General features: G+C 61.3%; 21 protein-coding genes and 1 pseudogene. 11 read left to right on the top strand and 11 right to left on the bottom strand.

What is annotated here, in order from left to right; all coding sequences use genetic code 11:
* From rimM to ffh, 3 genes and pseudogenes are all read right to left on the bottom strand, one after another.
* The coding region (rimM, locus tag ACIQY3_RS33025) for a ribosome maturation factor RimM (protein WP_403028612.1) at window positions 1-299 on the bottom strand (299 nt) is incomplete at its 3' end.
* 5 nt (window positions 300-304) lie between these two features.
* A complete protein-coding gene (gene rpsP / locus ACIQY3_RS33020; protein ID WP_403028611.1) occupies window positions 305-556 on the bottom strand; it encodes a 30S ribosomal protein S16 in 252 nt (83 codons plus the stop codon).
* 249 nt (window positions 557-805) lie between these two features.
* Window positions 806-2,182 (bottom strand): annotated as a pseudogene (gene ffh / locus ACIQY3_RS33015) (signal recognition particle protein).
* A gap of 210 nt (window positions 2,183-2,392) precedes the next feature.
* Between ffh and ACIQY3_RS33010 the strand changes: the two are divergent.
* From ACIQY3_RS33010 to ACIQY3_RS33000, 3 genes are all read left to right on the top strand, one after another.
* Complete coding sequence (locus ACIQY3_RS33010) at window positions 2,393-3,205, top strand: inner membrane protein YpjD (protein ID WP_403028608.1); 813 nt, start codon at window positions 2,393-2,395, stop codon at window positions 3,203-3,205.
* A 12-nt stretch (window positions 3,206-3,217) separates the two neighbouring features.
* The gene (locus ACIQY3_RS33005) at window positions 3,218-4,459 is read left to right on the top strand and encodes an HlyC/CorC family transporter (RefSeq protein ID WP_403028605.1); all 1,242 of its coding nucleotides are present in this window, start codon (window positions 3,218-3,220) and stop codon (window positions 4,457-4,459) included.
* Between the two features lie 323 nt (window positions 4,460-4,782).
* Window positions 4,783-6,099 (top strand): MFS transporter, encoded by a 1,317-nt coding sequence (locus ACIQY3_RS33000; protein WP_403028604.1) that lies wholly within the window; start codon window positions 4,783-4,785, stop codon window positions 6,097-6,099.
* Window positions 6,100-6,202: 103 nt separating this feature from the next.
* On the opposite strand, the gene purT is transcribed toward ACIQY3_RS33000, so the two are convergent.
* The 5 genes from purT to ACIQY3_RS32975 form a co-directional block, all read right to left on the bottom strand.
* The gene (gene purT, locus ACIQY3_RS32995; RefSeq protein WP_403028601.1) at window positions 6,203-7,384 is read right to left on the bottom strand and encodes a formate-dependent phosphoribosylglycinamide formyltransferase; all 1,182 of its coding nucleotides are present in this window, start codon (window positions 7,382-7,384) and stop codon (window positions 6,203-6,205) included.
* 99 nt (window positions 7,385-7,483) lie between these two features.
* Complete coding sequence (locus ACIQY3_RS32990) at window positions 7,484-7,951, bottom strand: preQ0 transporter (RefSeq protein WP_403028599.1); 468 nt, start codon at window positions 7,949-7,951, stop codon at window positions 7,484-7,486.
* Between the two features lie 168 nt (window positions 7,952-8,119).
* Window positions 8,120-8,335, bottom strand: coding sequence for a DUF1289 domain-containing protein (locus ACIQY3_RS32985; RefSeq protein WP_403028596.1), 216 nt, complete (start codon window positions 8,333-8,335; stop codon window positions 8,120-8,122).
* Window positions 8,332-8,856 carry a gamma carbonic anhydrase family protein gene (locus tag ACIQY3_RS32980; protein ID WP_054616048.1) on the bottom strand — a complete coding sequence of 175 codons (525 nt, stop codon included), beginning with the start codon at window positions 8,854-8,856 and terminating at the stop codon, window positions 8,332-8,334. Before ACIQY3_RS32980 ends, ACIQY3_RS32985 begins: the two co-directional genes overlap by 4 nt.
* A gap of 50 nt (window positions 8,857-8,906) precedes the next feature.
* Window positions 8,907-9,506 (bottom strand): CoA pyrophosphatase, encoded by a 600-nt coding sequence (locus ACIQY3_RS32975; RefSeq protein WP_054054747.1) that lies wholly within the window; start codon window positions 9,504-9,506, stop codon window positions 8,907-8,909.
* Window positions 9,507-9,652: 146 nt separating this feature from the next.
* On the opposite strand from ACIQY3_RS32975, the gene ACIQY3_RS32970 reads away from it, so the two are divergent.
* From ACIQY3_RS32970 to nagE, 7 genes are all read left to right on the top strand, one after another.
* On the top strand, window positions 9,653-10,204 hold the full coding sequence (locus tag ACIQY3_RS32970) for an NUDIX hydrolase (protein WP_403028593.1): 552 nt from the start codon (window positions 9,653-9,655) through the stop codon (window positions 10,202-10,204).
* Between the two features lie 67 nt (window positions 10,205-10,271).
* The gene (locus tag ACIQY3_RS32965) at window positions 10,272-10,775 is read left to right on the top strand and encodes a murein L,D-transpeptidase family protein (RefSeq protein WP_054054751.1); all 504 of its coding nucleotides are present in this window, start codon (window positions 10,272-10,274) and stop codon (window positions 10,773-10,775) included.
* A 431-nt stretch (window positions 10,776-11,206) separates the two neighbouring features.
* The gene (locus ACIQY3_RS32960) at window positions 11,207-11,938 is read left to right on the top strand and encodes a GntR family transcriptional regulator (RefSeq protein WP_403028590.1); all 732 of its coding nucleotides are present in this window, start codon (window positions 11,207-11,209) and stop codon (window positions 11,936-11,938) included.
* 29 nt (window positions 11,939-11,967) lie between these two features.
* Complete coding sequence (nagA, locus tag ACIQY3_RS32955; RefSeq protein ID WP_403028587.1) at window positions 11,968-13,074, top strand: N-acetylglucosamine-6-phosphate deacetylase; 1,107 nt, start codon at window positions 11,968-11,970, stop codon at window positions 13,072-13,074.
* A complete protein-coding gene (locus tag ACIQY3_RS32950) occupies window positions 13,055-14,077 on the top strand; it encodes an SIS domain-containing protein (RefSeq protein ID WP_403028584.1) in 1,023 nt (340 codons plus the stop codon). The genes nagA and ACIQY3_RS32950 overlap by 20 nt, the downstream gene beginning before the upstream one ends.
* Before the next feature lie 54 nt (window positions 14,078-14,131).
* Window positions 14,132-16,648, top strand: coding sequence for a phosphoenolpyruvate--protein phosphotransferase (ptsP, locus tag ACIQY3_RS32945; RefSeq protein ID WP_403028581.1), 2,517 nt, complete (start codon window positions 14,132-14,134; stop codon window positions 16,646-16,648).
* A 41-nt stretch (window positions 16,649-16,689) separates the two neighbouring features.
* Window positions 16,690-18,399, top strand: coding sequence for an N-acetylglucosamine-specific PTS transporter subunit IIBC (gene nagE, locus ACIQY3_RS32940; RefSeq protein WP_403028578.1), 1,710 nt, complete (start codon window positions 16,690-16,692; stop codon window positions 18,397-18,399).
* Window positions 18,400-18,513: 114 nt separating this feature from the next.
* On the opposite strand, the gene ACIQY3_RS32935 is transcribed toward nagE, so the two are convergent.
* From ACIQY3_RS32935 to purL, 3 genes are all read right to left on the bottom strand, one after another.
* Window positions 18,514-18,843 carry a DUF6124 family protein gene (locus ACIQY3_RS32935; protein WP_403028576.1) on the bottom strand — a complete coding sequence of 110 codons (330 nt, stop codon included), beginning with the start codon at window positions 18,841-18,843 and terminating at the stop codon, window positions 18,514-18,516.
* Window positions 18,844-19,410: 567 nt separating this feature from the next.
* Window positions 19,411-19,722: a YqfO family protein gene (locus tag ACIQY3_RS32930; RefSeq protein WP_213939823.1), complete on the bottom strand. Its 312-nt coding sequence runs from the start codon at window positions 19,720-19,722 to the stop codon at window positions 19,411-19,413.
* A 3-nt stretch (window positions 19,723-19,725) separates the two neighbouring features.
* Window positions 19,726-23,622 (bottom strand): phosphoribosylformylglycinamidine synthase, encoded by a 3,897-nt coding sequence (gene purL / locus ACIQY3_RS32925; protein WP_403028572.1) that lies wholly within the window; start codon window positions 23,620-23,622, stop codon window positions 19,726-19,728.
* A 274-nt stretch (window positions 23,623-23,896) separates the two neighbouring features.
* Here purL and mltF point away from each other — a divergent pair, with 274 nt between their 5' ends.
* Complete coding sequence (gene mltF, locus ACIQY3_RS32920; protein WP_403028568.1) at window positions 23,897-25,357, top strand: membrane-bound lytic murein transglycosylase MltF; 1,461 nt, start codon at window positions 23,897-23,899, stop codon at window positions 25,355-25,357.
* The last annotated feature ends 80 nt before the right edge of the window (window positions 25,358-25,437 follow it).

Below are 25,437 nucleotides of genomic sequence, written 5' to 3'. Positions count from 1 at the left end.
GTCAATTCAGGGAACAGGTTGCGCGGCACGCAGATCTCATAACCGGCCAGAAGACGCGCTTCTTCCCGATCATCAAGACCCTTGAGCTTTGCGACCAGGAACTTGTCGTTCCCGCGTCCGCTGACCAGCTCGACCTGTTTCACATTGCCTTCGCGCTTGAGCGTCCAGGTTTTGTACTGCAACAGGTTTTCAGTCGGATCCGTAAAGGAATAAACCTTCACTTCGCCGCGAACGCCATGAACAGAATAAATCTTGCCGATAACGATCAAATCATCAGCAATGGCAGGCGTCGCGTTCATATTGCTCAGGCCGCAGCCTTAGATGCATCCTTCAACAACTGAGCAACACGCTCAGAAGGTTGTGCACCAACGCTCAGCCAGTAGGCTACGCGCTCTTGGTTCACGGACAGACGAACTTCTTGACCACGAGCAACAGGGTTGAAGAAACCAACCTGTTCCTTGTGCGAACCGTCGCGCGGGTTTCTGTTGTCGGTTACGGTAAAGTGGTAAAACGGTCGATTTTTTGAGCCGCCAAGTTCAAGAAGGATTGTTAGCATGTGAACATCGTTCCTGTAGTCGGTGCTGCAAATCTAAAGGCACAGCGGGCATAGGTGCCCGAAAGGCCGCATATTCTAAGGAATATCCGGACTTTTGCAAATGTCTTTTTCCGGCGGCCTTCCGGTCGCCATCAAGATTTGCTATAGAGCCGTCGTTGAAAACGGCCAGTCAGCTCCCGCCAAGTGCGGGTTTGCTGGAGTTCCCACATTGCTGTGGACAGCGCAAGAGCAAGCCCTTGCGCGGATTCTTTACATCTTCGGCATACCGCCGCCGGGCAACATACCGCCCATGCCGCGCATCATTTTGGCCATTCCGCCTTTCGCGGAGAATTTCTTCATCATCTTCTGCATCTGCTTGTGTTGCTTGATCAAGCGACCGATGTCCTGCACCTGGGTGCCGGAACCCATGGCGATCCGACGTTTGCGCGAACCGCTGATCAGCTCAGGGTCGCGGCGCTCGGCCGGGGTCATGGAATTGATGATGGCTTCCATCTGCTTGAATTGCTTCTCTGCCGCGCCCTGGGCATTGCCCATTTGCGCCAGGTTCACACCGCCGATGTTCGGCAGTTTGTCCATGAGGCCGCCGAGGCCGCCCATGTTCTTCATCTGTTGCAGCTGATCGCGGAAGTCTTCGAGGTCGAAGCCCTTGCCCTTCTTCAGCTTCTTGGCCAGTTTGTCGGCCTTGTCCTTGTCGAGGGTCGCTTCGGCCTGTTCGATCAGGCTGAGCACGTCGCCCATGCCGAGGATGCGCGAGGCAATACGCTCGGGGTGGAACGGTTCGAGCGCTTCGCTCTTCTCGCCCATACCGATGAACTTGATCGGCTTGCCAGTGATGGCGCGGACCGACAGGGCGGCACCGCCACGGGCATCGCCATCGACCTTGGTCAGGATCACACCGGTCAGCGGCAGTGCATCACCGAAGGCCTTGGCCGTGTTGGCGGCGTCCTGGCCGGTCATGGCATCGACCACGAACAGGGTTTCGACCGGGTTGATCGCGGCGTGCAGCGCCTTGATCTCGCCCATCATCTCTTCGTCGATGTGCAGACGACCGGCGGTATCGACGATGACTACGTCGATGAATTTCAGTTTTGCTTCTTTAATAGCGGCTTGCGCGATCTCGACCGGCTTCTGGCTCAGGTCGGATGGGAAGAAGGTAACGCCGACTTCACCAGCCAGCATTTCCAGCTGCTTGATCGCCGCCGGACGGTAAACGTCCGCGGACACGACCATGACCGTTTTCTTCTTGCGCTCTTTAAGGAAGCGCGCGAGTTTGCCAGCGGTGGTGGTTTTACCCGCGCCCTGCAAACCGGCCATCAATACGACGGCGGGCGGAACGGCGCTCAGGTTCAAGTCTTCGTTGGCCGCGCCCATCAGGCTTTCGAGTTCGGCCTGGACGATCTTCACGAAGGCCTGGCCCGGCGTCAGGCTGCGCGACACTTCGGTGCCGACGGCGCGTTCCTTGACCGAATTGACGAAGTCCTTGACCACAGGCAGGGCGACGTCTGCTTAGAGCAACGCCATGCGAACTTAGCTCAGGGTGGCTTTGATGTTGTCCTCGGTCAGCTTGGCCTTGCCGGTGACATGGCGCAGCGTCTGCGAGAGACGGTCTGTTAAGTTTTCAAACATTGCGCGATCCTTTCAGGCCCTGTGTAGACCGGGATAATGGCGGCCCAGACCGGAATAAACATGTGCTCGGCGAGCCTGCGGCGTGGGCAGGTCGCGGATTATAGCGAAGACTGCGTCTGGCGGACACCTCGCTGTCAGGTTCTATGGTCTTTCGTGCCATGTGGGTTCTATGCCAAACTCAGCGCCTTTCGGGCTTGCCTAACAGGATTTATGCTCCCCTTGTCACCCAGTTTGCTTACCACTCTCGCCGCCGCCTGCTTATATGCCGCTGCGACTATCTATCAAGGCACTCGCCTGGCCTCCGGTGCCAAGGCGAACAAGCGCCTGCTGGTCACGCTGGGCGTACTGGCCGTGCTGGCTCACAGCGCCAGCCTGTTCACCCACCTGCTGACGCCAATTGGCCTGGGCCTGGACTTCTTCAGTGCCGCCAGCCTGATTGCCGCAGCCGTTATCGCCCTGACCCTGCTGGCCTGCTCGCGGATACCGGTGGAGAACCTGCTGATATTGCTGTTCCCGCTCGGCGCCGCCACCGTGCTCCTGGCGCAGTTCGCCCCGGCCGGCACGGTACAGGTCATCGACGAAGAGCCGGGCATCCTCGCCCACATTCTCTTGTCGATCCTCGCCTACGGCATGTTTACCATCGCGGTGTTCCAGGCCTTGCTGCTGTTGGTGCAAGATCACCAGCTAAAGAACAAGCACCCATCCGGGCTGATCAAGAACTTCCCGCCGCTGCAAACCATGGAAAGCCTGCTGTTCGGCTTCCTCTGGGCCGGCTGGACCCTCCTGTCGCTGTCGCTGATCTCCGGCTGGCTGTTCGTCGAGAACCTGTTTGCGCAGCATCTGGTGCACAAGACCCTGCTGGCCTGCCTGGCCTGGATCGTGTTCAGCGTGTTGCTGTGGGGCCGTAATCGCCTTGGCTGGCGCGGACACAAGGCGATCCGCTGGACCCTCGCCGGTTTCTGCCTGCTGATGCTGGCCTATTTCGGCAGCAAGCTGGTTCGTGAATACATTCTGCACATCTGACGGGCGGCAATAATGGACGACTTGCCCATAGGGCCGATGCTCGCAGTGATCGCCCTGCTGATTTTGTGGTCGGGGTTGTTTACCGCCATCGAAGTCGCGCAACAGCATCTGCTGGCCCAACGCACCGCTTCACGGGCGAGCGACAAGCCCCTGGCGAAGCTGAGCTTTCCGCTCAACAGCCTGATTTTCTGCAACACCCTGTGCCGCGCACTGGTCATGGTCATCAGCACGTTGCTGGCGATTTTCACCTGGGCGGAAAACGGCCCATGGGCCGCCTGCGTCGGCGCTGGTGTGATCCTGCTGGTGTTCGCCGACTACCTGCCGCGCACCCTGGCCGTGCGCTACCCGGACGCGATCCTGAACCTGGGCAACACCTTGCTCGGCGCGCCACTGAAAATCATCTACCCCGCGGCCTGGCTGCTCAATGGCTTCAGCCAGTTGCTGATGCGACCGTTCGCCCGCAAAGTCAAAGTAGTGCAGCAAAGCGAAGACGAGGCGCAGACGGATCGCCACGACGAACACGAACACGCGCCTTCCCGCCCGCACGCGCTGTCCGGTATCCATGCGCTGGACAACATCACGGTCAACGACATCCTGGTGCCGCGCAGTGACGTTGACGGGATCAACCTCGACGACTCCCTCGAAGAAATCATCGAACAACTGCGCAACAACCGCCGCACGCGCCTGCCGGTGTTCCATAGCGACATCAATCAGGTCGAAGCGGTGCTCAATACCCGGCAGATCCGCCACCTGCTGCCGGATGCCAGCCTGACCGTCGAAGCGTTGCTGGCGGCCTGCCACGAACCCTACTTCGTACCGGAAAGCACCCCGCTGCAGTTGCAGTTGCTGAATTTCCACAAGCAACAGCGGCGACTGGGCATGGTGGTGGACGAGTACGGCGAAGTGCTCGGCATCGTGACCCTGGAAGACATCCTCGAAGAAATCGTCGGTGAGTTCGAAAGCGAGCACAGCCTGGACAACCCGCACATTCACCCGCAGGCCGATGGCCGACTGATGATTGAGGGCGCCGCGTCGATTCGCGATTTGAACAAAAGCCTGGGTTGGCACCTGCCCAGCGATGGCCCGAAAACCCTGAACGGCCTGGTGACCGAGGCCCTGGAAACCATTCCGGAAAGCGCGGTTTGCCTGAAGATCGGGCGTTATCGGCTGGAGATCCTTGAGACCGAGGACAACCGCGTTACGCGGGTGTTGGTCTGGCATACCAGTTCGGTTCCGGTCCTGTCCAAGATCTGACGCGCCCCTTATTTTCAACGCACAGAACCTGTGGGAGCGGGCTTGCTCGCGAAGGCGATTTCATAATCAGCAGAGATGTTGACTGATAGTCCGCCTTCGCGAGCAAGCCCGCTCCCACATGGATTTTGTGTGACCCCAAGCTCATAAAGACCTCCCCTGCCTCAACCCCCCTTGTTGAATCGTTAGCCGCCTTCCTATAATCGAGCCGCTTACCCAAGCCCCGCCCCACCCCGTGCTACCCGCACGCTGCGTTAAACCCACATCCCTGGGTGTTCGACCATAATAATTCGCTCCACTGGAGCATGACTGTCAGGGATCACCGCATGACGACCAGCACCGCTTACAGCGACACCACGCCTGCCCAGCCGACGAACTCCGCCACGCGCGTGGCCACCGCGAGTTTTATCGGCACCGCCATCGAGTTCTACGACTTCTACGTCTACGCCACCGCCGCTGCGCTGGTGATCGGGCCGGTGTTTTTTCCGCAGACTTCCGGCACTGCGCAGATGCTCTCGGCGTTTCTCACCTTCGGCATCGCGTTCCTGGCGCGACCGCTGGGCTCGGCGCTGTTCGGCCACTTCGGTGACCGTATCGGGCGTAAATCAACTCTGGTCGCATCCTTGCTGCTGATGGGCGTGTGCACGACGCTGATTGGCGTGCTGCCGGGTTACGACAGCATTGGGGCCTGGGCGCCGATCCTGCTTTGCGTGCTGCGGTTCGGCCAAGGCCTAGGGCTGGGCGGTGAATGGGGCGGCGCGGCGCTGCTGGCGACGGAGAATGCGCCCAAGGGTAAACGCGCGTGGTTCGGCATGTTCCCGCAACTCGGCCCTTCGATTGGCTTCCTCGCTGCCAACGGATTGTTCCTGACGCTGGCCATGACCCTGGACGACGAACAATTCCGCTCGTGGGGCTGGCGGATTCCGTTCCTGTTGAGCGCCGTGCTGGTGATGGTTGGCCTGTACGTGCGCCTCAAACTCCACGAAACCCCGGTGTTCGCCAACGCCATGGCGCGCCAGGAGCGGGTGAAGATTCCGCTGGTCGAGCTGTTCAGCCAGTACTGGGCGCCGATGTTGCTAGGTGCCGGGTCGATGGTGGTCTGCTACGCGCTGTTCTACATCTCGACCGTGTTTTCCCTCAGCTACGGGGTTTCGACCCTCGGCTACACCCGCGAAACCTTCCTCGCGCTGCTGTGTTTTGCGGTGTTGTTCATGGCTGCGGCCACGCCGTTGTCGGCTTGGGCCAGCGACCGTTACGGGCGCAAACCGGTGCTGATCATCGGGGGCGTGCTGGCGATTTTGTCCGGCTTCTTGATGGAGCCGCTGCTGACCCACGGTACGACCTGGGGCGTGGCGCTGTTCTTGTGCATCGAGTTGTTTCTGATGGGCGTGACATTCGCGCCGATGGGGGCGCTTTTGCCGGAGCTGTTTCCGACCCACGTTCGCTACACCGGAGCGTCGGCAGCCTACAACCTGGGCGGCATTGTCGGAGCCTCGGCGGCGCCGTTCTTTGCGCAGAAACTGGTGGCGATGGGCGGTTTGAGTTATGTCGGCGGGTATGTGTCGGCGGCGGCGGTGCTGAGTTTGATTGCGGTGCTGTGCCTGAAAGAGACGCGGCATAACGATTTGAATCGGGTGGCCTGAGCAAAAGCAAAAGCTTCGCGAGCAAGCCCGCTCCCACATTGGATCTGTGTCGGTCACAAAACTAATGTGGGAGCGGGCTTGCTCGCGAAGGCCGCGCCTCGGTTTACAGCTCTACTACGACAGACTGAGAAACACGGGTCGCTTTAGCACGAGCCGCTTCAATCGACTCATCCCGCGCCAACGCCACGCCCATTCGGCGCTGGCCATTCACTTCAGGCTTGCCGAACAGGCGCAACGCCGTGTCCGGCTCGCTCAACGCGGCGCCGAGGTTAGCGAACGCGGTCTGGGTCGACTGCCCTTCCACCAGAATCACCGCCGACGCCGAAGGGCCGACCTGACGGATCAATGGAATCGGCAGGCCCAGAATCGCCCGGGCGTGCAGCGCGAACTGCGACAGGTCTTGGGAAATCAGGGTCACCAGGCCAGTGTCATGCGGGCGCGGCGAGACTTCGCTGAACCACACCTGATCACCTTTGATGAACAGTTCGACGCCAAACAGACCACGGCCACCCAGGGCTTCGGTCACGGCTTTGGCGACGCGCTCGGATTCGGCCAGGGCAATCGGGCTCATGGCTTGCGGCTGCCAGGATTCCTGGTAATCGCCCTTCTCCTGACGGTGGCCGACTGGCGCGCAGAACGTGGTGCCACCGATGTGGCGCACGGTCAGCAGGGTGATTTCGTAGTCGAAATCGATAAAGCCTTCGATGATCACCCGACCTTTACCGGCACGCCCGCCTTCCTGGGCGTAATCCCACGCGGTTTTCACGTCGTCGGCGCTGCGCAGCAGGCTCTGGCCTTTGCCCGAGGAACTCATCACCGGTTTGACTACACAAGGGAAGCCCAGGTCTTCAACGGCTTTGCTGTAGTCCTCGAAGGTGTCGGCGAAGTGGTACGGCGAGGTCGGCAGGTCCAGCTCTTCAGCGGCCAGGCGACGGATGCCTTCGCGGTTCATGGTCAACTGCGTGGCGCGAGCGGTCGGGATCACGGTGAAGCCTTCGGCTTCCAGTTCAACCAGGGTCGCGGTGGCGATGGCTTCGATTTCCGGCACGATGAAGTGCGGCTTCTCGGCTTCAATCACGGCACGCAGGGCCGCGCCGTCGAGCATGTTGATCACGTGGCTGCGATGGGCGACTTGCATGGCCGGCGCGTTGGCGTAGCGATCCACGGCGATCACTTCAACGCCCAGGCGTTGCAGCTCGATCACCACTTCCTTGCCCAACTCGCCACAGCCACACATCAATACGCGGGTCGCGGTGGGCGACAATGGAGTTCCGATACGGGTCATCTCAGGTCCTCAAAGAAGCGGATCATCGAGGGACGCGCCAATGGCGCACTTCCCATGGGGAGAAAGCGCGGCATTTTACATGAACCGCAGGGTTTGGCTTCAGCTGGCGACGGCCTGTTTGCGCAGGCGCCAAGCCATGATCAGCCAGACGACCGTCACGCCGGCGAACTTCGAGCCCATGGCGGTGAGGATCACGGCCGGGGTGAACGCGCCGATCATGCCGAAAAAGATGAAGGTATCGAGAGGGATGCTCAGGGCCGAACTTATCCACAGGCGATCGTGCAACGGGCGCTTGGTGATGCTGAACACCAGCCAGTCGATGCACTCGGACACCGCGAACGCCGTGGCGCTGGCCAGGGCGATGGACGGGTCGGACGTCACGTAGGACAACACCAGCGCCGCCAGCATCGCGGCAATGGCGCCGTGGCCGAAACGGGTCTGCACCATGTCGCGCAGCACAAACACCAGGCCACCCCAGGCGGACCAGATGATGTCCAGGTGCGGAGCGGTGGAAAAGGCGTAGTTGATCAGCACGACGCTGCTGATGTAGGCGATCAGGAAGAGCATGGGGCTTGGGGATACCTGTCAATTTGGGGCACAGGGTACTTCAGGGAGTTGGATGGGCCAAGAGATGTGGTGACAGTGGTGGCCCTTTCGCGAGCAAGCCCGCTCCCACATTGGATCAGTGCTCACAACGATCAATGTGGGAGCGGGCTTGCTCGCGAAGGCCGCACCTCATTTATCCGACTTGGCCCCGATCATCCAAACCAACCCGCTCGACTTCGCACGCTCATGACACAACCCCAACACCTTGCGGCGCTCTTCGTTGTTCATCCGGCTCCAACGGGTAATCTCCTCCACCGTGCGCTGGCACCCGGTGCAGATGTCATCCTCGTCCAGCGCACAGATATTGACGCAGGGCGATAAAACCGGTCGTTCGGTGGTGTTCATTCTTCCTGCTCGACCAAATCGCGGGCATAGCGCTGGGAGTTGTGCACATAGTGGGCGGCGCTGGCTTCGAGCATTTTCTTCTGCGGCTCGGTGAGTTCGCGCACAACTTTACCGGGCGAGCCCATGACCAGTGAACCGTCGGGAATCTCCTTGTTTTCACCGATCAGCGAATTGGCGCCGATGATGCAGTTCTTGCCGATTTTCGCGCCGTTGAGAATCACCGCGTTAATGCCGATCAGGCTGTAGTCGCCGACGGTGCAGCCGTGAAGCATGGCGTTGTGGCCGATGGTCACGCCGGTGCCGATGGTCAGCGGGTAGCCCATGTCGGTGTGCATCACGGTGCCGTCCTGGACGTTGCTGTTCTTGCCGATCAGGATCAGTTCGTTGTCGCCACGCAACACGGCGTTGAACCAGACGTTGGCGCCCTCTTCCAGCTTGACCTTGCCCACCAGCACGGCATTGGGCGCAACCCAGCTCTGTGGATGGGTTTCGACGCGGGCGTCGCCCAGGCGGTATTTCATCGTGTTGTCCTCAAGGCTCAGGCCGGGTTCACGCCATTCGAACGATGGCTTCAGGTGTTGATAAAACTCTTGGGCGGATGATGCAGGCTGATGTCGGCGTCATACAGCAGATTGATCAGCTCGACGATCATGATCGCGGTCAGCCCCCAGATCTTGTACTCGCCATAACGATAGCTCGGCACGTACCAACTGCGGCCCTGGTAATCGATGCGGTGGGTGTGTTCCCGCGGGTCCTCGCGGAAGAACTCCAGGGGCACGCTGAACACCGCCGCGATCTCGGCATCGTTGGCCAGGTACTCAACGTAATCGGGAATGACGCCGACATAAGGCGTGACCTTTATGCCGTGCAGGGAGATCAACGGACTGAGCGGGCCGATCACTTCCACCAGACCGGGCGGCAGGCCAATTTCTTCTTCGGCTTCGCGCAGGGCGGTGAAGATCAGGTCGGGGTCTTCGGGGTCGCGGCGTCCGCCGGGGAAGGCGACTTCGCCGCCATGGGTCGAGAGCCCGCTGGCGCGCAGGGTCAGAACCAGTTCCGGTTCGTCACTGCGGGTGATCGGCACCAATACCGCAGCCTCGGGGAAACGCTTGTCGGTTTCAAGGGTGCGTGGCGTGTGGTTGCTTACCCGATGCAGTAGCTCGTCCAGCATGAGTGTTCTCGATCTGTGCCTTACCCTGCATCATGCACCAATCACACCGACCGCCCAACCCCCGAACCACCCCATGTCGCGAAACGACAACTTGCCGACTGACACCGCCGCACGCCAAGATAGGCGCAGCCTCCAGGAACCCAAGCATGAAATTTTGCAGTCAGTGCGGTAACCCGGTCACCCAGCGCATTCCCGAAGGCGATTCGCGCCTGCGATTTGTCTGCGACAGCTGTCAGACCATTCACTACCAGAACCCCAATATCGTCGCCGGTTGCGTGGCTACCTGGGGTTCAAAAGTGTTGCTGTGCCGCCGTGCCATCGAGCCGCGACTCGGCTACTGGACCCTGCCCGCCGGTTTCATGGAAAACGGCGAGACCATCGAGCAGGCCGCCGTCCGCGAAACTGCTGAAGAAGCCTGCGCCCGGGTGCGCAACCTGAGTATCTACACGCTGATCGACGTACCGCACATCAGCCAGGTGCATGTGTTCTTTCGCGCCGAACTGGTGGACCTGGACTTTTGCGCCGGCCCCGAAAGCCTGGAAGTGCAGCTTTTCGAAGAAGCCGATATCCCTTGGTCCGAGCTGGCTTTCCGCACGGTGGGCCGTACCTTAGAATGCTTCTTCGCTGACCGGCAGACGGAGGTCTACCCGGTGCGATCCGAGTCGATTCCGCCGCTCACCCAAGCCGCCATCACTTAAGCGTCAGTTAATCCAAAACCATCTATAACTTATAAATAGTCGCGACACCTCTAGGGATATCGTTTCAATGCGCTGGTTGCTTGCCTTGTTTTGCCTGTCGTTCGTTGTCGTGTCCCAGGCCTCCACCGTGGTCACTCTGGACGGCAAACCCATCGAAAAAGTGCTGGTGCTTAAATCCGCCCATCAACTGCAACTGATCGCCGACGGCAAACCGCTGCGAACCTACCGCATTTCCCTGGGCAAAAACCCCCGGGGCACGAAGCTGATGGAAGGCGACAAGCGTACGCCAGAGGGGTTTTACTGGGTGGATTGGCGCAAGGTCAGTGACCGCTTCAACCTCGCCATGCACATCTCGTATCCGAACATCACCGACTCCGCCCGCTCACGCCGTGAAGGTGTCGATCCCGGCGGCATGATCATGATCCACGGCACCCCCGACACCTACGACTACCCGGAAGACCTGTTCCACACCCTGGACTGGACCGACGGCTGCATCGCCATGCGCAACATGGACATGCGTGAGGTCTGGGGCTTGGTGCCGGACGGCACGATGATCGAGATTCGGCCTTAATCCTCTCCATATGATCGTTCCCACGCTCTGCGTGGGAATGCCGCCCGGGACGCTCCGCGTCCCATCCAGAGTCGAACGCGGAGCGTCCGTTGATGCGATCCCACGCAGAGCGTTGGAACGATCAATTCTCTGCGTAATGACTACCTTTGGTCGCCCTTCGAAAAAATAAATCAAAAGATCGCAGCCTGCGGCAGCGCCTACAGGGTTGATACCAATTCCCACTGTAGGCGCTGCCGAAGGCTGCGATCTTTGCTTTAAAAACCCCCACCCGTAATACCACTTAAAACCAACCCACACATAACCACCCCGAAAGCCCCGGTTTTACTGCGCCTTGAGCAAAGTGGTCTCATTGACATGGTATTTAAGTGGTATTAGCTTCCGTCCTACAACCGATCGACAACAATCCAACATCCGAATCGGAAAAGCCCTACATGAATGACATCCAGGCCCTACGTCCTGACGACTCCCAGCCGACGCCCCTGTACCTTCAACTGGCGCGCAACCTGGAAGCGGCGATCCATGCCGGCCAATGGAAAGCCGAGCAAGCCATGCCGTCGGAGCGCAGCCTCAGCGAGTCGCTGGGCATTTCCCGCGTGACCGCCCGCAAAGCGCTGGAAGTGCTGTTCGATCAAGGCCTGATTCGCCGCAACCAGGGTTCCGGCACCTTCATCACGCCGCGCCTGGAGCAACCGCTGTCGCGCCTCTCCGGTTTCAGCGAAATGCTCCGCCTCAAAGGCTTCGTCCCCGGCTCGCAATGGCTGGAGCGGGAAATCACCCCGCCGACCCACGAAGAACTGATCCGCCTCGGCCTCTCGCCCAACGACAAGGTCGCGCGGCTCAAGCGCCTGCGCAAAGCCGACGACACGGTGATGGCGATCGAGATGAGCACCCTGCCCGCCTCGATCATTCCCAGGCCGCAAGCGGTGGGCGATTCCCTCTACGAATACCTCGATGGCATCGGCAAACCAATCGTCCGCGCCTTGCAGCACATTCAGGCGATCAACGCTTCGGACGAATTCGCCGCGCTGGTCGGCATCGCCCCCGGCACCGCCATGTTGCTGATGACCCGGGTCGGCTACCTGGAAGACAACACGCCCATCGAAGTCACCGACACCTATTGCCGCAACGACTACTACGACTTTGTTGCAGAGCTTCGTAGATAAAGAGCTCCGTCGCTAAACGAGAACCGATCATGTCCGAAGACAACATCCTCACCGCCCACGGCTGGGTTCGCGGCCGGCTGAATCACCAGCACGGCAAAGTCGTGTCCATCGAAGGCGTGCCCTGCGATCCGGCGGACAACGACCTGCCTTACCTGCTGCCGGGTTTCATCGACCTGCACGTACACGGCGGTGGCGGCAAAGACATCATGGAAGGCGCCACGGCGTTCGAAACCATCACCAAGACCCACGTGCGTTTCGGCACCACCTCGCTGCTGGCCACCACCATGACCGCGCCGAGTGAAGAGATTTCCAGCGTGCTCAAAGCCGTCGGCGAGTTCTGCGAGCAGCGGCCGAAAGGCAGCGCCCGAGTGCTTGGCGTGCACCTCGAAGGCCCGTACATCAACCCCGGTAAACTCGGCGCCCAACCGAATTTCGCCCACACCGCGTTGATGGCTGAAGTCGAAGCCTATCTGGCGCTGGCGCCGATCCGCGTGATCACCATCGCCCCGGAAATCGCCGGCCACGACGCGTTGATCCGCGCCCTCAGCGCTCGCGGCGTGCGCATGCAAATCGGCCACACCCTCGGCAGTTACGAGGAAGGCGTGGCCGCGCTGGACGCCGGCGCCACCAGTTTCACCCACCTCTACAACGCCATGAGCCCGCTGCATCACCGCGAACCGGGCATCGTCGGCGCGGCACTGGCCCACGCCAAATACGCAGAATTGATCCCGGACTTGCTGCACGTACACCCCGGCGCGATGCGCGTGGCCCTGCGTTCGATCCCGTGCCTTTACTGCGTCACCGACTCGACCGCCGCTGCCGGTATGCCCGACGGTGAATACAAGCTCGGCAGCCACACCGTGACCAAATGCCTGGGCGGTGTGCGCCTGGCCGACGGCACGCTGGCGGGCAGCACCCTGACCATGGATCAGGCCCTGCGCAACCTGGTGAAGATCGGTTTGCCGATCGCCGAGGCTTCGCAGCGTCTTTCGCAATTCCCCGCCGACTACCTCGGCCTCCCCGAACGCGGACGCCTGCAACCCGGCGCCTGGGCCGACTGCGTGCGGCTGGATCGCTCACTCACACTCACCGCCGTCATGGTCGAAGGAGAAGACATTGACTTCAAAAATGCTTGAAGAGGCGCTGTCCTCGTTCGAGGCCGTCGAAGCCCAACTGCAGCAACTCGACCCGCAGATGATCGAAATCGCCGGGCGCCTGCGCCGTCAGCCACCGCAAGTGGCGATGACCGTCGCCCGTGGCAGTTCGGACCATGCCGCGAGTTACTTCGCCTACCTGACCATGCAGCAACTGGGCGTCCCGGTGGCGTCGTTGCCGATGTCGGTGGTGACCATGCAACAGGCACCGTTGAAGGTCAGCGGACAGGTCGCGTTTGCCTTCTCGCAATCGGGGCAAAGCCCGGATCTGGTGAACAGCCTGCGTCTGTTGCGCAAGCGCGGTGCCCTGAGCATTTCCATGGTTAACGCCGCCGACTCGCCACTGGAAGCGGCGTGTGAATTCAGCCTGCCGCTGCTGGCCGGCACCGAAAGCAGCGTCGCGGCGACCAAGAGTTTTATCGCCACCCTCAGCGCCAGCGCCCGGTTGATTGCCCATTGGAAAGAAGACGTGGAATTGCTCGAGGCGGGTCTGGCCCTGCCGGAAGGTCTGCGCGACGCGGCGAAACAGGATTGGAGCGTGGCCATCGAGGCCCTGCGCGATTGTCAGCGCTTGATGGTGATCGGCCGTGGCGCCGGTTTTGCCATCGCCCAGGAAGCCGCACTGAAATTCAAGGAAACCTCGGCGATCCAGGCCGAAGCCTTCAGCAGCGCCGAAGTCCGACACGGTCCGATGGCGTTGATCGGCGAGCAATACCCGCTGCTGGTGTTCGCCCCACGCGGCGCCGAGCAGGCCGGTTTGCTGAGCTTGGCGGCGGACATGCGCCAACGGGGTGCCCGCGTATTGCTCGCGGCGCCGGATGACGTCAGCGAACGCGACCTGACCCTGACCCGCGCCGAACACCCGGCCCTCGACCCGATCCTGGCGATCCAGAGTTTCTACGTCATGGCCGCCGGTCTGGCCGTCGCCCGCGGCATGGACCCGGACCAGCCGCGGCACCTGAGCAAAGTGACGCGCACCCATTGAGTCGAAGGGCCGCGAACCGATCCGAACCGACGTTTTTACTGATGAGACCGAGCCATGCATAACAACAATAAAGAGCTGACCCTCAGCGCCCCGCTCAGCGGCCCGGTGCTCACGCTCGCTAAAGTCCCGGACCCGGTGTTCGCCAGCGGCGCCATGGGTGACGGGATTGCTATCGACCCGCTGAACGACACCCTCCACGCTCCGTGCGCCGGCGTAGTGGTGCACGTCGCCCGCACCGGCCATGCGGTGACTTTGCGCGCTGACAACGGTGCCGAACTGCTGCTGCACCTGGGCCTCGACACAGTCGAGTTGCAGGGCGAAGGTTTCTCGATGCTGGTCAAGGAAGGCGCACGGGTCGCCAACGGCCAACCGCTGTTGCGCTATGACCTGGACAAGGTCGCGCAGCAATGCAAAAGCCTGGTCAGCCTGATGATCCTGACCAACAGCCAGGATTTCCAGGCGCGGCCGATCACCCTGAAATCGGTGAAGGTCGGTGATCCATTGCTGCATATCGTGCGGCGGCTGGGCAATGGCGCGCAGGTCGAAGTCGAGTTGTCGGGCAGCCAAGTTCACGGGCATATCCGCATCGCCCATCGCGGCGGTTTGCACGCTCGGCCAGCGGCACTGATCCGTCAGACCGCGCAAGGTTTCAAGAGCAAGTCGCAGTTGCATTTCGCCGGCAAGTCGGCGTCGTGCGACAGCTTGATCGGGCTGATGAGCCTGGCCGTCGGCGAGCAGGAAGAAGTGCAGGTCAGCAGTCAGGGCCCGGATGCGGAAGCAGCGTTGCAAGCGTTGCTCACCGCTTTGTCCACCGCCCTCGCCGAAGACAGTCACGCGGCTGCGCCAACACCGATTACCCGAAGTCATCGCCCTGCCGAAGCAGGTGTGTTGCACGGCGTTCGCGCGGCGCCCGGTCTGATCGCCGGGCCGTTGTTTCGCTTGAACGCGATCAGTCTGCCGGTGGACGCCGGCCACCACGATCCCGAGCAACAACTGCAAGCCCTCGACACGGCGCTGAGCGTGGTGCGCAGCGAAATCGACCACACGCTGACCCAGGCCAGAAAACACAAAAACACCGACGAAGAAGCCATCTTCGCCGCACACCTCGCGCTGCTCGAAGACCCGGCATTGCTGGACGCCGCAGCGCATTGCATCGACAAGGGCACAGCCGCGACCCACGCCTGGAGCCAATCCATCGACGTGCAATGCGACGTCCTGCAGCAACTCGGCAGCCCGTTGCTGGCCGAGCGCGCCAACGATCTGCGCGACCTCAAGCAACGGGTGCTGCGCGCCCTGCTCGGGGAAACCTGGCACTACGACATTCCGGCCGGCGCCATTGTTTCCGCCCATGAACTGACCCCGTCCGACTTGCTGCAACTGAGCCAGCACGGTGTCGCGGGCTTGTGCATGGCGGCGGGCGGCGCGACTTCCCATGTGGCAATTCTGGCCCGGGGCAAAGGCTTGCCATGCCTGGTGGCGCTGGGTTCGACGCTGCTGGATCAGGAGCAAGGCCAAGCGGTGGTGCTGGATGCGGATGGCGGCCGCCTCGAACTGACGCCGACCACCGAACGCTTGGCGGAGGTGCGTCAGGCGCAACTCGATCATCAACAACGCCGCGCCCAACAACAGGCGCAAGCGCACACCCCGGCGCTGACCCTTGATCGCTTGCACATCGAAGTCGCGGCCAATGTCGCCTCCAGTGCAGAAGCGGCGGATGCACTAGCCAACGGTGCCGATGGTGTCGGTTTGTTGCGCACCGAGTTTCTCTTCGTCGATCGCAACACCGCACCGGACGAACAGGAACAACGCCTCGCCTACCAATCCGTACTCGATGCCATGGGCGACAAGTCGGTGATCATCCGCACCATCGACGTCGGCGGCGACAAGCAACTCGACTACCTGCCACTGCCGTCCGAGGCCAACCCGGTGCTCGGTCTGCGCGGCATTCGCCTGGCCCAGGTGCGCCCGGAATTGCTCGACCAGCAACTGCGCGCGCTGCTGCACGTCAGCCCGTTGTCGCGCTGCCGGATCCTGTTGCCGATGGTCACCGAAGTCGATGAGTTGCTGCACATCCGCCAACGCCTCGACGCCTTGTGCACCGAGCTGGAACTGACCCAGCGCCCGGAACTGGGGGTGATGATCGAAGTCCCGGCCGCTGCGCTGTTGGCCGAGCAACTGGCTGAACACGCGGACTTCCTATCCATCGGCACCAACGACTTGTCCCAGTACACCCTGGCCATGGACCGCGACCATGCCGGCCTTGCCTCGCGGGTCGATGCGTTGCACCCGGCGTTGCTGCGATTGATCGCTCAGACCTGCGCCGGCGCGGCGGTGCATAACCGTTGGGTCGGGGTGTGTGGCGCACTCGCCTCCGACCCATTGGCCACGCCGGTACTGATTGGCCTGGGGGTCAGTGAGTTGTCGGTGAGCCCGGTGCAGATCGGTGAAATCAAGGACCGCGTCCGCCATCTTGACGCAAGCGAATGCCGACGCATCAGCCAGGACTTGCTCAAGTTGAGCAGCGCCGGCGCGGTGCGTCACGCCTGTCACCAACATTGGCCTCTGAGCTGAACAACCAGCTCTAAAACAAAAAGAACACAGGGAGATCCGCCATGTACCAATACTTTATCGAAGGCTTGCAGCGCCTCGGCCGCGCGCTGATGCTGCCGATCGCGATCCTGCCCATCGCCGGCCTGTTGCTGCGCCTGGGCGACACCGACCTGCTGAACATCGCGATCATCCACGATGCCGGCCAGGTGATCTTCGCCAACCTGGCGATGATCTTCGCCATCGGCATCGCGGTCGGGTTCGCCAAGGACAACAACGGCACCGCCGGCCTCGCCGGGGTCATTGGTTATCTGGTGATGATCTCCACGCTGAAGGTGCTGGATGCGAGCATCAACATGGGCATGCTCGCCGGGATCGTCAGCGGCTTGATGGCCGGCGCGCTGTATAACCGCTTCAAGGACATCAAGTTGCCGGAGTACCTCGCCTTCTTCGGCGGCCGACGCTTTGTGCCGATCGTCACCGGATTCGCCGCCGTGGGTCTTGGCCTGGTGTTCGGTCTGATCTGGCCGCCAATCCAGCAAGGCATCAACAGTTTCGGCGCATTGATGATGGAAAGCGGCAGCTTCGGCGCGTTCGTCTTCGGCGTGTTCAACCGCCTGCTGATCGTCACCGGCCTGCATCACATCCTCAACAACATGGCGTGGTTTGTGTTCGGCAACTTCACCGATCCAACTACCGGCGCCATCGTTACCGGCGACTTGTCGCGTTACTTTGCCGGCGATCCGAAGGGTGGCCAGTTCATGACCGGCATGTTCCCGATGATGATCTTCGGCCTGCCCGCCGCGTGCCTGGCGATGTATCGCAACGCCTTGCCGGAGCGCCGCAAAGTCATGGGCGGGATCTTCCTGTCGATGGCGCTGACGTCGTTTTTGACCGGTGTGACCGAGCCGATTGAATTCGCCTTTATGTTCCTCGCGCCGATGCTGTACCTGGTGCACGCCGTGCTGACCGGCCTGTCCATGGCGGTCACCAATATGCTGAACATCCACCTCGGTTTTACCTTCTCCGGTGGCTTTATCGACATGGTGCTGGGCTGGGGCAAGTCCACCAATGGCTGGCTGGTGGTGCCGGTGGGCCTGGCGTATGCGGTGATCTACTACGTGGTGTTTGATTTCTGTATTCGCCGCTTCAACCTGAAGACGCCGGGGCGTGAAGATGTGGCTTCAAGTGAGAAGGTTATCGTCGCCGAGAATGAACGCGCCGGGGCCTACATCAAGGCGTTGGGCGGTGCGGCCAACTTGATCACCGTGGGTGCGTGCACCACGCGGTTGCGCCTGGACATGGTCGATCGGAACAAGGCCAACGACGTCGAGTTGAAAGCACTGGGCGCGATGGCCGTGGTGCGTCCGGGCAAGGGCGGGAGTCTGCAAGTGGTGGTCGGGCCGATGGCCGACAGCATTGCCGATGAGATTCGCCTGGCGATGCCGGCGCTGGGTCGCGCAGTCATCAGCACCCCTGCCGCCGTTGCCGAAGAGGCAAAACCCGTCGCGCTGCCGGAAGCGCAGCAGTGGCTGAATGCGTTGGGCGGTGGCGACAATGTGCTGCAAATGGACTGCATCGCCATGACCCGGATTCGCCTGCATTTGGCGGATGGCAAGGCGTTGTCGGAATGTCAGTTGAAGGAATTGGGCTGTCAGGGTGTCAGTCAGCTGGAAGGTGGGGTTTGGCATTTGTTGATTGGCGATAAAGCGCCGAGTTTGAGTGGGGCACTGGAGGCGTTGGTCAATCGTAGTGAGGTGAGTGCCAAGGTTTAAACCACACAAAACCTGTGGCGAGGGGGCTTGCCCCCGTTGAGGTGCGAAGCGCCTCCCAATGGGACTGCTACGCAGTCCAACGGGGGCAAGCCCCCTCGCCACAGTAACCGGGATCTATTCGCGCGGGTCGATCTGATCCAGCACTCGATTCGCGGTGATTTCCGCCAGCATCACGCTGTTTGATATGCCCAGCAGGGCGTTGCGTGAACTGCCGTCCAGCAGGTCCACCAGGTTATGGACCATTACGTCGACCGAGGCCAGGGTCTCGACAAGGTAAACCATCAGGGTTTCGCGGGTGGCCTCGGGGCTTACGGCAAACAGGGTGCTGGGGGTGCGCGGTGTGGCTTTGATGTCGGCGAATGAGGGGATGTCGCGTGGTTTTGCTTCGGGTTGTTGCGGGGATGTCGGATTGGTTTCTGGCGGATCGGGCGTAACCTTAGTCATAAGTCAGATTCTCTGATTGGGTGCCCACCCTCCTGCTGCTAAACGTGAGGGAGGCAGCTGTGCGCAGGTTAGCAGACCGGGGAATCTAACAAAGCCGGCGCGCCCGAAGGCGCCCTGCGCACAGCTACCATCGAGTGCAGGCGTGGAGATGCCTGACTGACGGAGCTTGTGCAACTTGTTAGATAAATCTCCCGGGCTGCTAAACCCGATCACTGATGGGCAGTGACAGGAATCAAATTACCGAGCAGCCCCAAGGCGCACAAGCCGGCGGATTCTGGCGTAGCCGTAGGCAACGGCGCAAGAATTTGTAGCTCTCAGGAAGTTACTTCGAGCGCTTTTAAACAGGGCCTTTGTGGCGATGTTTAATGGTCTGACAGACAGTGACTACTCGGGCGTTACTCAGTCAGTCTTCGCGGGCAAGCCCGCTCCCACATTGGATCTGTGTACGCCGAACCATTGTGGGAGCGGGCTTGCTCGCGAAGGGGCCCGCCCAGACACCACAAATCCCGCACAACAAAAAACCCGCTGATCTGCATCAGCGGGTTTCTTGTTACAGCGGCTATCAGATCAGAAATCCTCCAGCCGCCACACCTCATAAGCCGGCGTCTCATAGGGGTGGCTCAGTTTCAACGCAGCCACGGCGGCCACGATCAACTCATCCGCCACCACCAGCTCAACTTTCCATTCCTCAACCTGCTCGACCTGCCCCGCTTCGCCAATAAACGGCTGACTGCCATCCAGTGGACGAAACTGGCCCAGGCCCAACACCTGCCATGCGCAGTGATCATAAGCGCCGATCCGTCCGCCACCGGCGGCGAATACAGCACTCTTGACCTGTTCCACATGGCTGGTCGGAACAAAGAAGCTGAGCTTATACACGCCTTAGTTAACCCAGACGCGCGCGTTACGGAACATACGCATCCAAGGTGCGTCTTCGTTCCAGTCTTCCGAACGCCACGAGTTCTGCACGGCACGGAATACGCGTTCCGGGTGCGGCATCATGATCGTTACGCGACCGTCGCGGCTGGTCAAACCGGTGATCCCGCGCGGCGAGCCGTTCGGGTTGGCCGGGTAGTTTTCGGTGACCTTGCCGTGGTTGTCGACGAAACGCATCGCCACGCAACCGGACAGATCGGCTTCCAGCAAGGCTTCTTCGCTTTCGAACTCGGCATGGCCTTCACCGTGAGCGATGGCGATTGGCATGCGCGAACCGGCCATGCCCTGCAGGAAGATCGAGTTCGACTCCTGGACCTGGACCATCGCGACGCGGGCTTCGAACTGCTCGGAACGGTTGCGCACGAAGTGCGGCCAGAACTCGCTGCCGGGGATCAGCTCGTGCAGGTTGGACATCATCTGGCAACCGTTGCACACGCCGAGGGTGAAGCTGTCGTTACGTTCGAAGAAGCCCTGGAACGCATCGCGAGCACGGCTGTTGAACAGCGCGGACTTGGCCCAGCCTTCACCGGCACCCAGTACGTCGCCGTAGGAGAAACCGCCGCAAGCAACCATGCCCTTGAAGTCGTTCAGGTCGACACGGCCGGCCAGAATGTCGCTCATGTGCACGTCGATCGCGTTGAAACCGGCGCGGTCGAACGCGGCTGCCATTTCCACCTGACCGTTGACGCCCTGCTCACGCAGTACGGCAACCTGTGGGCGAATGTTTTTCTTGATGTAAGGCGCGGCGACGTCCTGGTTGACGTCGTAGCTCAGCTTGACGCTCAGGCCCGGGTTGTCTTCTTCCAGCAGCACATCGAACTCTTGCTCGGCGCAGTCGGCGTTGTCACGCAGACGCTGGATCTGGTAGCTGGTTTCAGCCCAGGTACGTTGCAGCAGACGACGCTGGCCTTCGAATACGGTTTCGCCGTTGAAGGTGATGTTGACCTGGCCGTTGTTCATCGGCTGACCGATCACCGACACGCAATCCCCCAGACCGGCCGCGCTGAATTGCGCAAGGATGTCCGGAGTAGCGTCCTGGCGAACCTGGATCACAGCACCCAACTCTTCGTTGAACAGGATCGCAGCGATGTCGGCAGAAGTTTCTGCCAGGCCATCGAGGTTCAGGCTCAAACCGCAGTGACCGGCGAAGGCCATTTCAACCACGCTGGTCAGCAAACCACCGTCGGAACGGTCGTGGTACGCCAGCAGGTGACCGTCGGCGTTGAGGCCCTGGATCACCGCGAAGAAGGCCTTCAGGTCTTCGGCATCATCGACGTCCGGCGCTTGCGAACCGAGCTTGCCATGAACCTGGGCCAGGATCGAGGCGCCCATGCGGTTCTGGCCACGACCCAGGTCGATCAGGATCAGGTCGGTGGTGCCCTTGTCCATGCGCAGTTCCGGAGTCAGGGTCTGACGAATGTCAGCCACTGGCGCGAAACCGGTCACGATCAGGGACATCGGCGACGTCACGGTCTTGTCGACGCCTTCGTCGTTCCAGCGCGTGGCCATGGACATGGAGTCCTTGCCCACCGGAATGGTAATGCCCAGGTCCGGGCACAGCTCCATGCCGACTGCTTTCACGGTGTCGTACAGACGCGCGTCTTCACCCGGGTGACCGGCGGCGGACATCCAGTTCGCCGACAACTTGATGTCGGAGATCTTGTTGATGCGCGATGCCGCGATGTTGGTCAGGGTTTCGCCGATGGCCATGCGGCCCGACGCCGGAGCGTCCAGCAGGGCCAGCGGAGTACGCTCACCCATGGCCATGGCTTCACCGGTGTAGACGTCGAAGCTGGTGGCGGTGACGGCAACGTCAGCCACCGGAACCTGCCACGGGCCGACCATTTGGTCACGGGCCACGAGGCCGGTGATGGTGCGGTCGCCGATGGTGATCAGGAAGCTTTTGCTCGCAACGGCCGGGTGATGCAGAACGCGTTCAACGCAGTCGGCAATCTCCAGCGTCGACGGATCGAAGTCGTCGCCCAGTTCGTTTTCACGAACGGCCGAACGGTGCATGCGCGGGGCTTTGCCCAGCAGCACTTCGAGGGGCATGTCCACCGGGCTGTTGCCGAAGTGGCTGTCGGTGACCGTCAGTTGCGGCTCGGCAGTGGCTTCGCCGACCACGGCAAACGGGCAACGCTCGCGTTCGCAGATCGCCTGGAAGCGTTCGAAGTCCGCCGGGCCAACCGCCAGAACGTAGCGTTCCTGGGATTCGTTACTCCAGATTTCGTGCGGGGCCATGCCCGGCTCGTCGTTTGGAATGTTGCGCAGTTCGAAGCGGCCACCACGGTTGCCGTCGTTGACCAGTTCCGGGAAGGCGTTGGACAGACCGCCCGCACCGACGTCGTGGATGAAGCTGATCGGGTTCTTGTCACCCAGTTGCCAGCAACGGTCGATGACTTCCTGGCAGCGACGCTCCATCTCAGGGTTTTCGCGCTGTACCGAAGCGAAGTCCAGGTCCGCCGAGCTGGTGCCGGTGGCCATGGAGGAAGCGGCCCCGCCACCCAGGCCGATCAGCATCGCCGGGCCGCCGAGAACGATCAGCTTGGAGCCGACGGTGATCTCGCCTTTTTGTACGTGTTCGGCACGGATGTTACCCATGCCGCCGGCCAGCATGATCGGCTTGTGGTAACCGCGAACTTCGTCGCCACGGGGGGTGGTGATCGACTGTTCGAAGGTACGGAAGTAACCGGTCAGGGCTGGACGACCGAATTCGTTGTTGAACGCGGCGCCACCCAGTGGGCCTTCGATCATGATGTCCAGCGCGGTGACGATGCGCTCAGGCTTACCGTACGGCACTTCCCACGGCTGTTCGAAACCCGGGATTTGCAGGTTGGAGACGGTGAAACCGGTCAGGCCAGCCTTGGGCTTGGCACCGCGACCGGTGGCGCCTTCGTCGCGAATCTCGCCACCGGAACCGGTGGATGCGCCCGGGAACGGGGCAATCGCGGTCGGGTGGTTGTGAGTCTCGACTTTCATCAGGATGTGCACCGGTTCCTGCACCGCGCCGTACTGGCGGGTTTCTGGGTCCGGGAAGAAACGGCCGGCAACGTTGCCGACGATCACCGAAGCGTTGTCCTTATAAGCCGACAGAACGCCTTCGCTGTGCATCACGTAGGTGTTCTTGATCATGCCGAACAGGCTTTTTTCCTGGCTCTGGCCGTCGATGTCCCAACTGGCGTTGAAGATCTTGTGACGGCAGTGCTCGGAGTTCGCCTGGGCGAACATCATCAGTTCGATGTCGTGCGGGTTGCGCTTCAAGCCGATGAAGGCGTTGACCAGATAATCGATCTCGTCTTCAGCCAGGGCCAGGCCCAGCTCGGTGTTAGCTTTTTCCAGCGCGGCGCGGCCGCCACCCAACACGTCGATCGCGGTCAGTGGCTTGGGCTCGGCGTGGCTGAACAGGCCGGCAGCCTGTTCGAGGTTGCCCAATACGATCTGGGTCATGCGGTCGTGCAGCACATCGGCAATCAGCTGCGCGTCGGCGTCGCTGAACTGGCCCGCCACGTAGAACGCGATGCCGCGTTCCAGGCGCTGGATTTTGCTCAGGCCGCAGTTGCGAGCGATGTCGCTGGCTTTACTGGACCATGGCGAAATGGTGCCGAAACGCGGCAACACCAGGAACAGACGGCCGGTCGGTTCTTGCACCGGGACACTTGGGCCGTACTTCAGAAGGCGCGCAAGCACCTGCTGTTCGTCGCCGGTCAGGACGCCGGTGACTTCGGCGAAGTGAGCGAATTCAGCATACAAGCCGCTGACAGCCGAAACTTTCTGGCTCAGTTGCTCAAGGAGTTTGCTGTGGCGAAAGGCAGAAAGGGCAGGAGCGCCGCGCAGGATCAACATCTTCGGGACAGCCTCGGGAAGGGGTGTGCTTTGAGGCCGTGCATTCTAGCCTAAACAGCTCGCGACATCACCCGAAACGGTACGGGCGGCGTCACCCGGACGTCGGGCCGGGTATCGGGGCCTGAAACCGGCGCTTATCAGGGGTTATTTTTTCTGTCACAAAATGCTGTTCGAGCCCATTCCTGCGGGCTCCGGGCGGGTTTTCGATTCTCTAGCAGACTCGCCCTTCTCTGTCGAGATATGGCGCTCGCAGTCCTTTGCGTATACTGCGCAGATGTTTTCCCCAACGGCTTTGCGTCCGCGGTACGCCAAATGGCTGATCGCAACCGGACTCTTCCTGATGCTCAGTGGCTGTGTTGATAAACCCAACACGCTAGAGCGCGTAAAGGAGGATGGCGTGCTGCGGGTGATCACCCGGAACAGCCCCGCCACCTACTTTCAGGATCGCAACGGTGAAACCGGCTTCGAATACGAGCTGGTGAAGCGCTTTGCCGAAGATCTGGGGGTCGAACTCAAAATCGAGACGGCTGACAACCTCGACGACCTGTTCAATCAGGTGGGCAAGCCCAACGGCCCGGTGCTGGCGGCTGCCGGTCTGGTCAGCAGCGAGCAACGCAAGAAGCAGGTGCGGTTTTCCCACTCCTACCTCGAAGTTACCCCGCAGGTTATCTACCGCAACGGCCAGTCACGGCCGACGGACGCCGGCGACCTGGTCGGCAAGAAGATCATGGTGCTCAAGGGCAGCACCCACGCCGAGCAACTGGCGGAGTTGAAGAAGAAATATCCCGGCATTGAGTACGAAGAGTCTGACGCGGTTGAAGTCGTCGACCTGCTGCGGATGGTGGATGAAGGCCAGATCGACCTGACCCTGGTCGATTCCAACGAAGTGGCGATGAACCAGGTCTACTTTCCCAACATTCAGGTCGCCTTCGACCTCGGCGACGCCAGCAACCAGAGCTGGGCCGTGGCCGCCGGGGAAGACAACAGCCTGCTCAACGAGATCAACGCCTACCTCGACAAGGTGCAGAAGAACGGCACCCTGCAACGCCTGAAAGACCGCTATTACGGTCACGTGGATGTTCTCGGCTACATGGGCGCCACCACCTTCGCCCAGCACTTGCAGCAACGCCTGCCGAAATACGAACAGCACTTCAAGAACTACGCGAAGAAGGAGAAAGTCGACTGGCGCCTGCTGGCGGCGATCGGCTATCAGGAATCCCTGTGGCAACCGGCGGTCACGTCCAAAACTGGCGTGCGCGGCCTGATGATGCTGACCCAGAACACCGCACAGGCCATGGGCGTGTCCAACCGCCTCGATCCCAAGCAGAGCATCATGGGCGGCGCCAAGTATCTGGCCTACATGAAGGATCAACTGGACGAGTCGATCCAGGAACCGGATCGTACCTGGTTTGCCCTGGCGGCCTACAACGTCGGCAGCGGTCATCTGGATGACGCACGCAAACTGGCGGCCAAGGAAGGGTTGAACCCGGACAAATGGCTGGATGTGAAAAAGATCCTGCCACGGCTTTCCGAGAAGAAGTGGTTCAGCAAGACCCGCTACGGCTACGCCCGGGGCGGCGAGCCGGTGCACTTCGTGGCGAACATCCGTCGCTACTACGACATCCTGACCTGGGTGACGCAACCGCAGCTTGAAGGCGATCAAGTGGCCGAAGGCAACCTGCACGTGCCGGGGATCGACAAGACCAAGCCGAATCAGGAAACGCCGCCGCTCTGACGGGTTATCCACAAGCCAATGTGGGAGCGAGCCTGCTCGCGAATTCGGGTCCACATTCAACATCTCTGTCGACTGTTACA

The sequence above is a fragment of the Pseudomonas sp. NPDC096950 genome (genome assembly GCF_044762525.1).
Lineage (GTDB): Bacteria > Pseudomonadota > Gammaproteobacteria > Pseudomonadales > Pseudomonadaceae > Aquipseudomonas.
The sequence above is the reverse complement of the archived record's forward strand: the minus strand, read 5'-3'. Positions and strand labels throughout refer to the sequence as shown.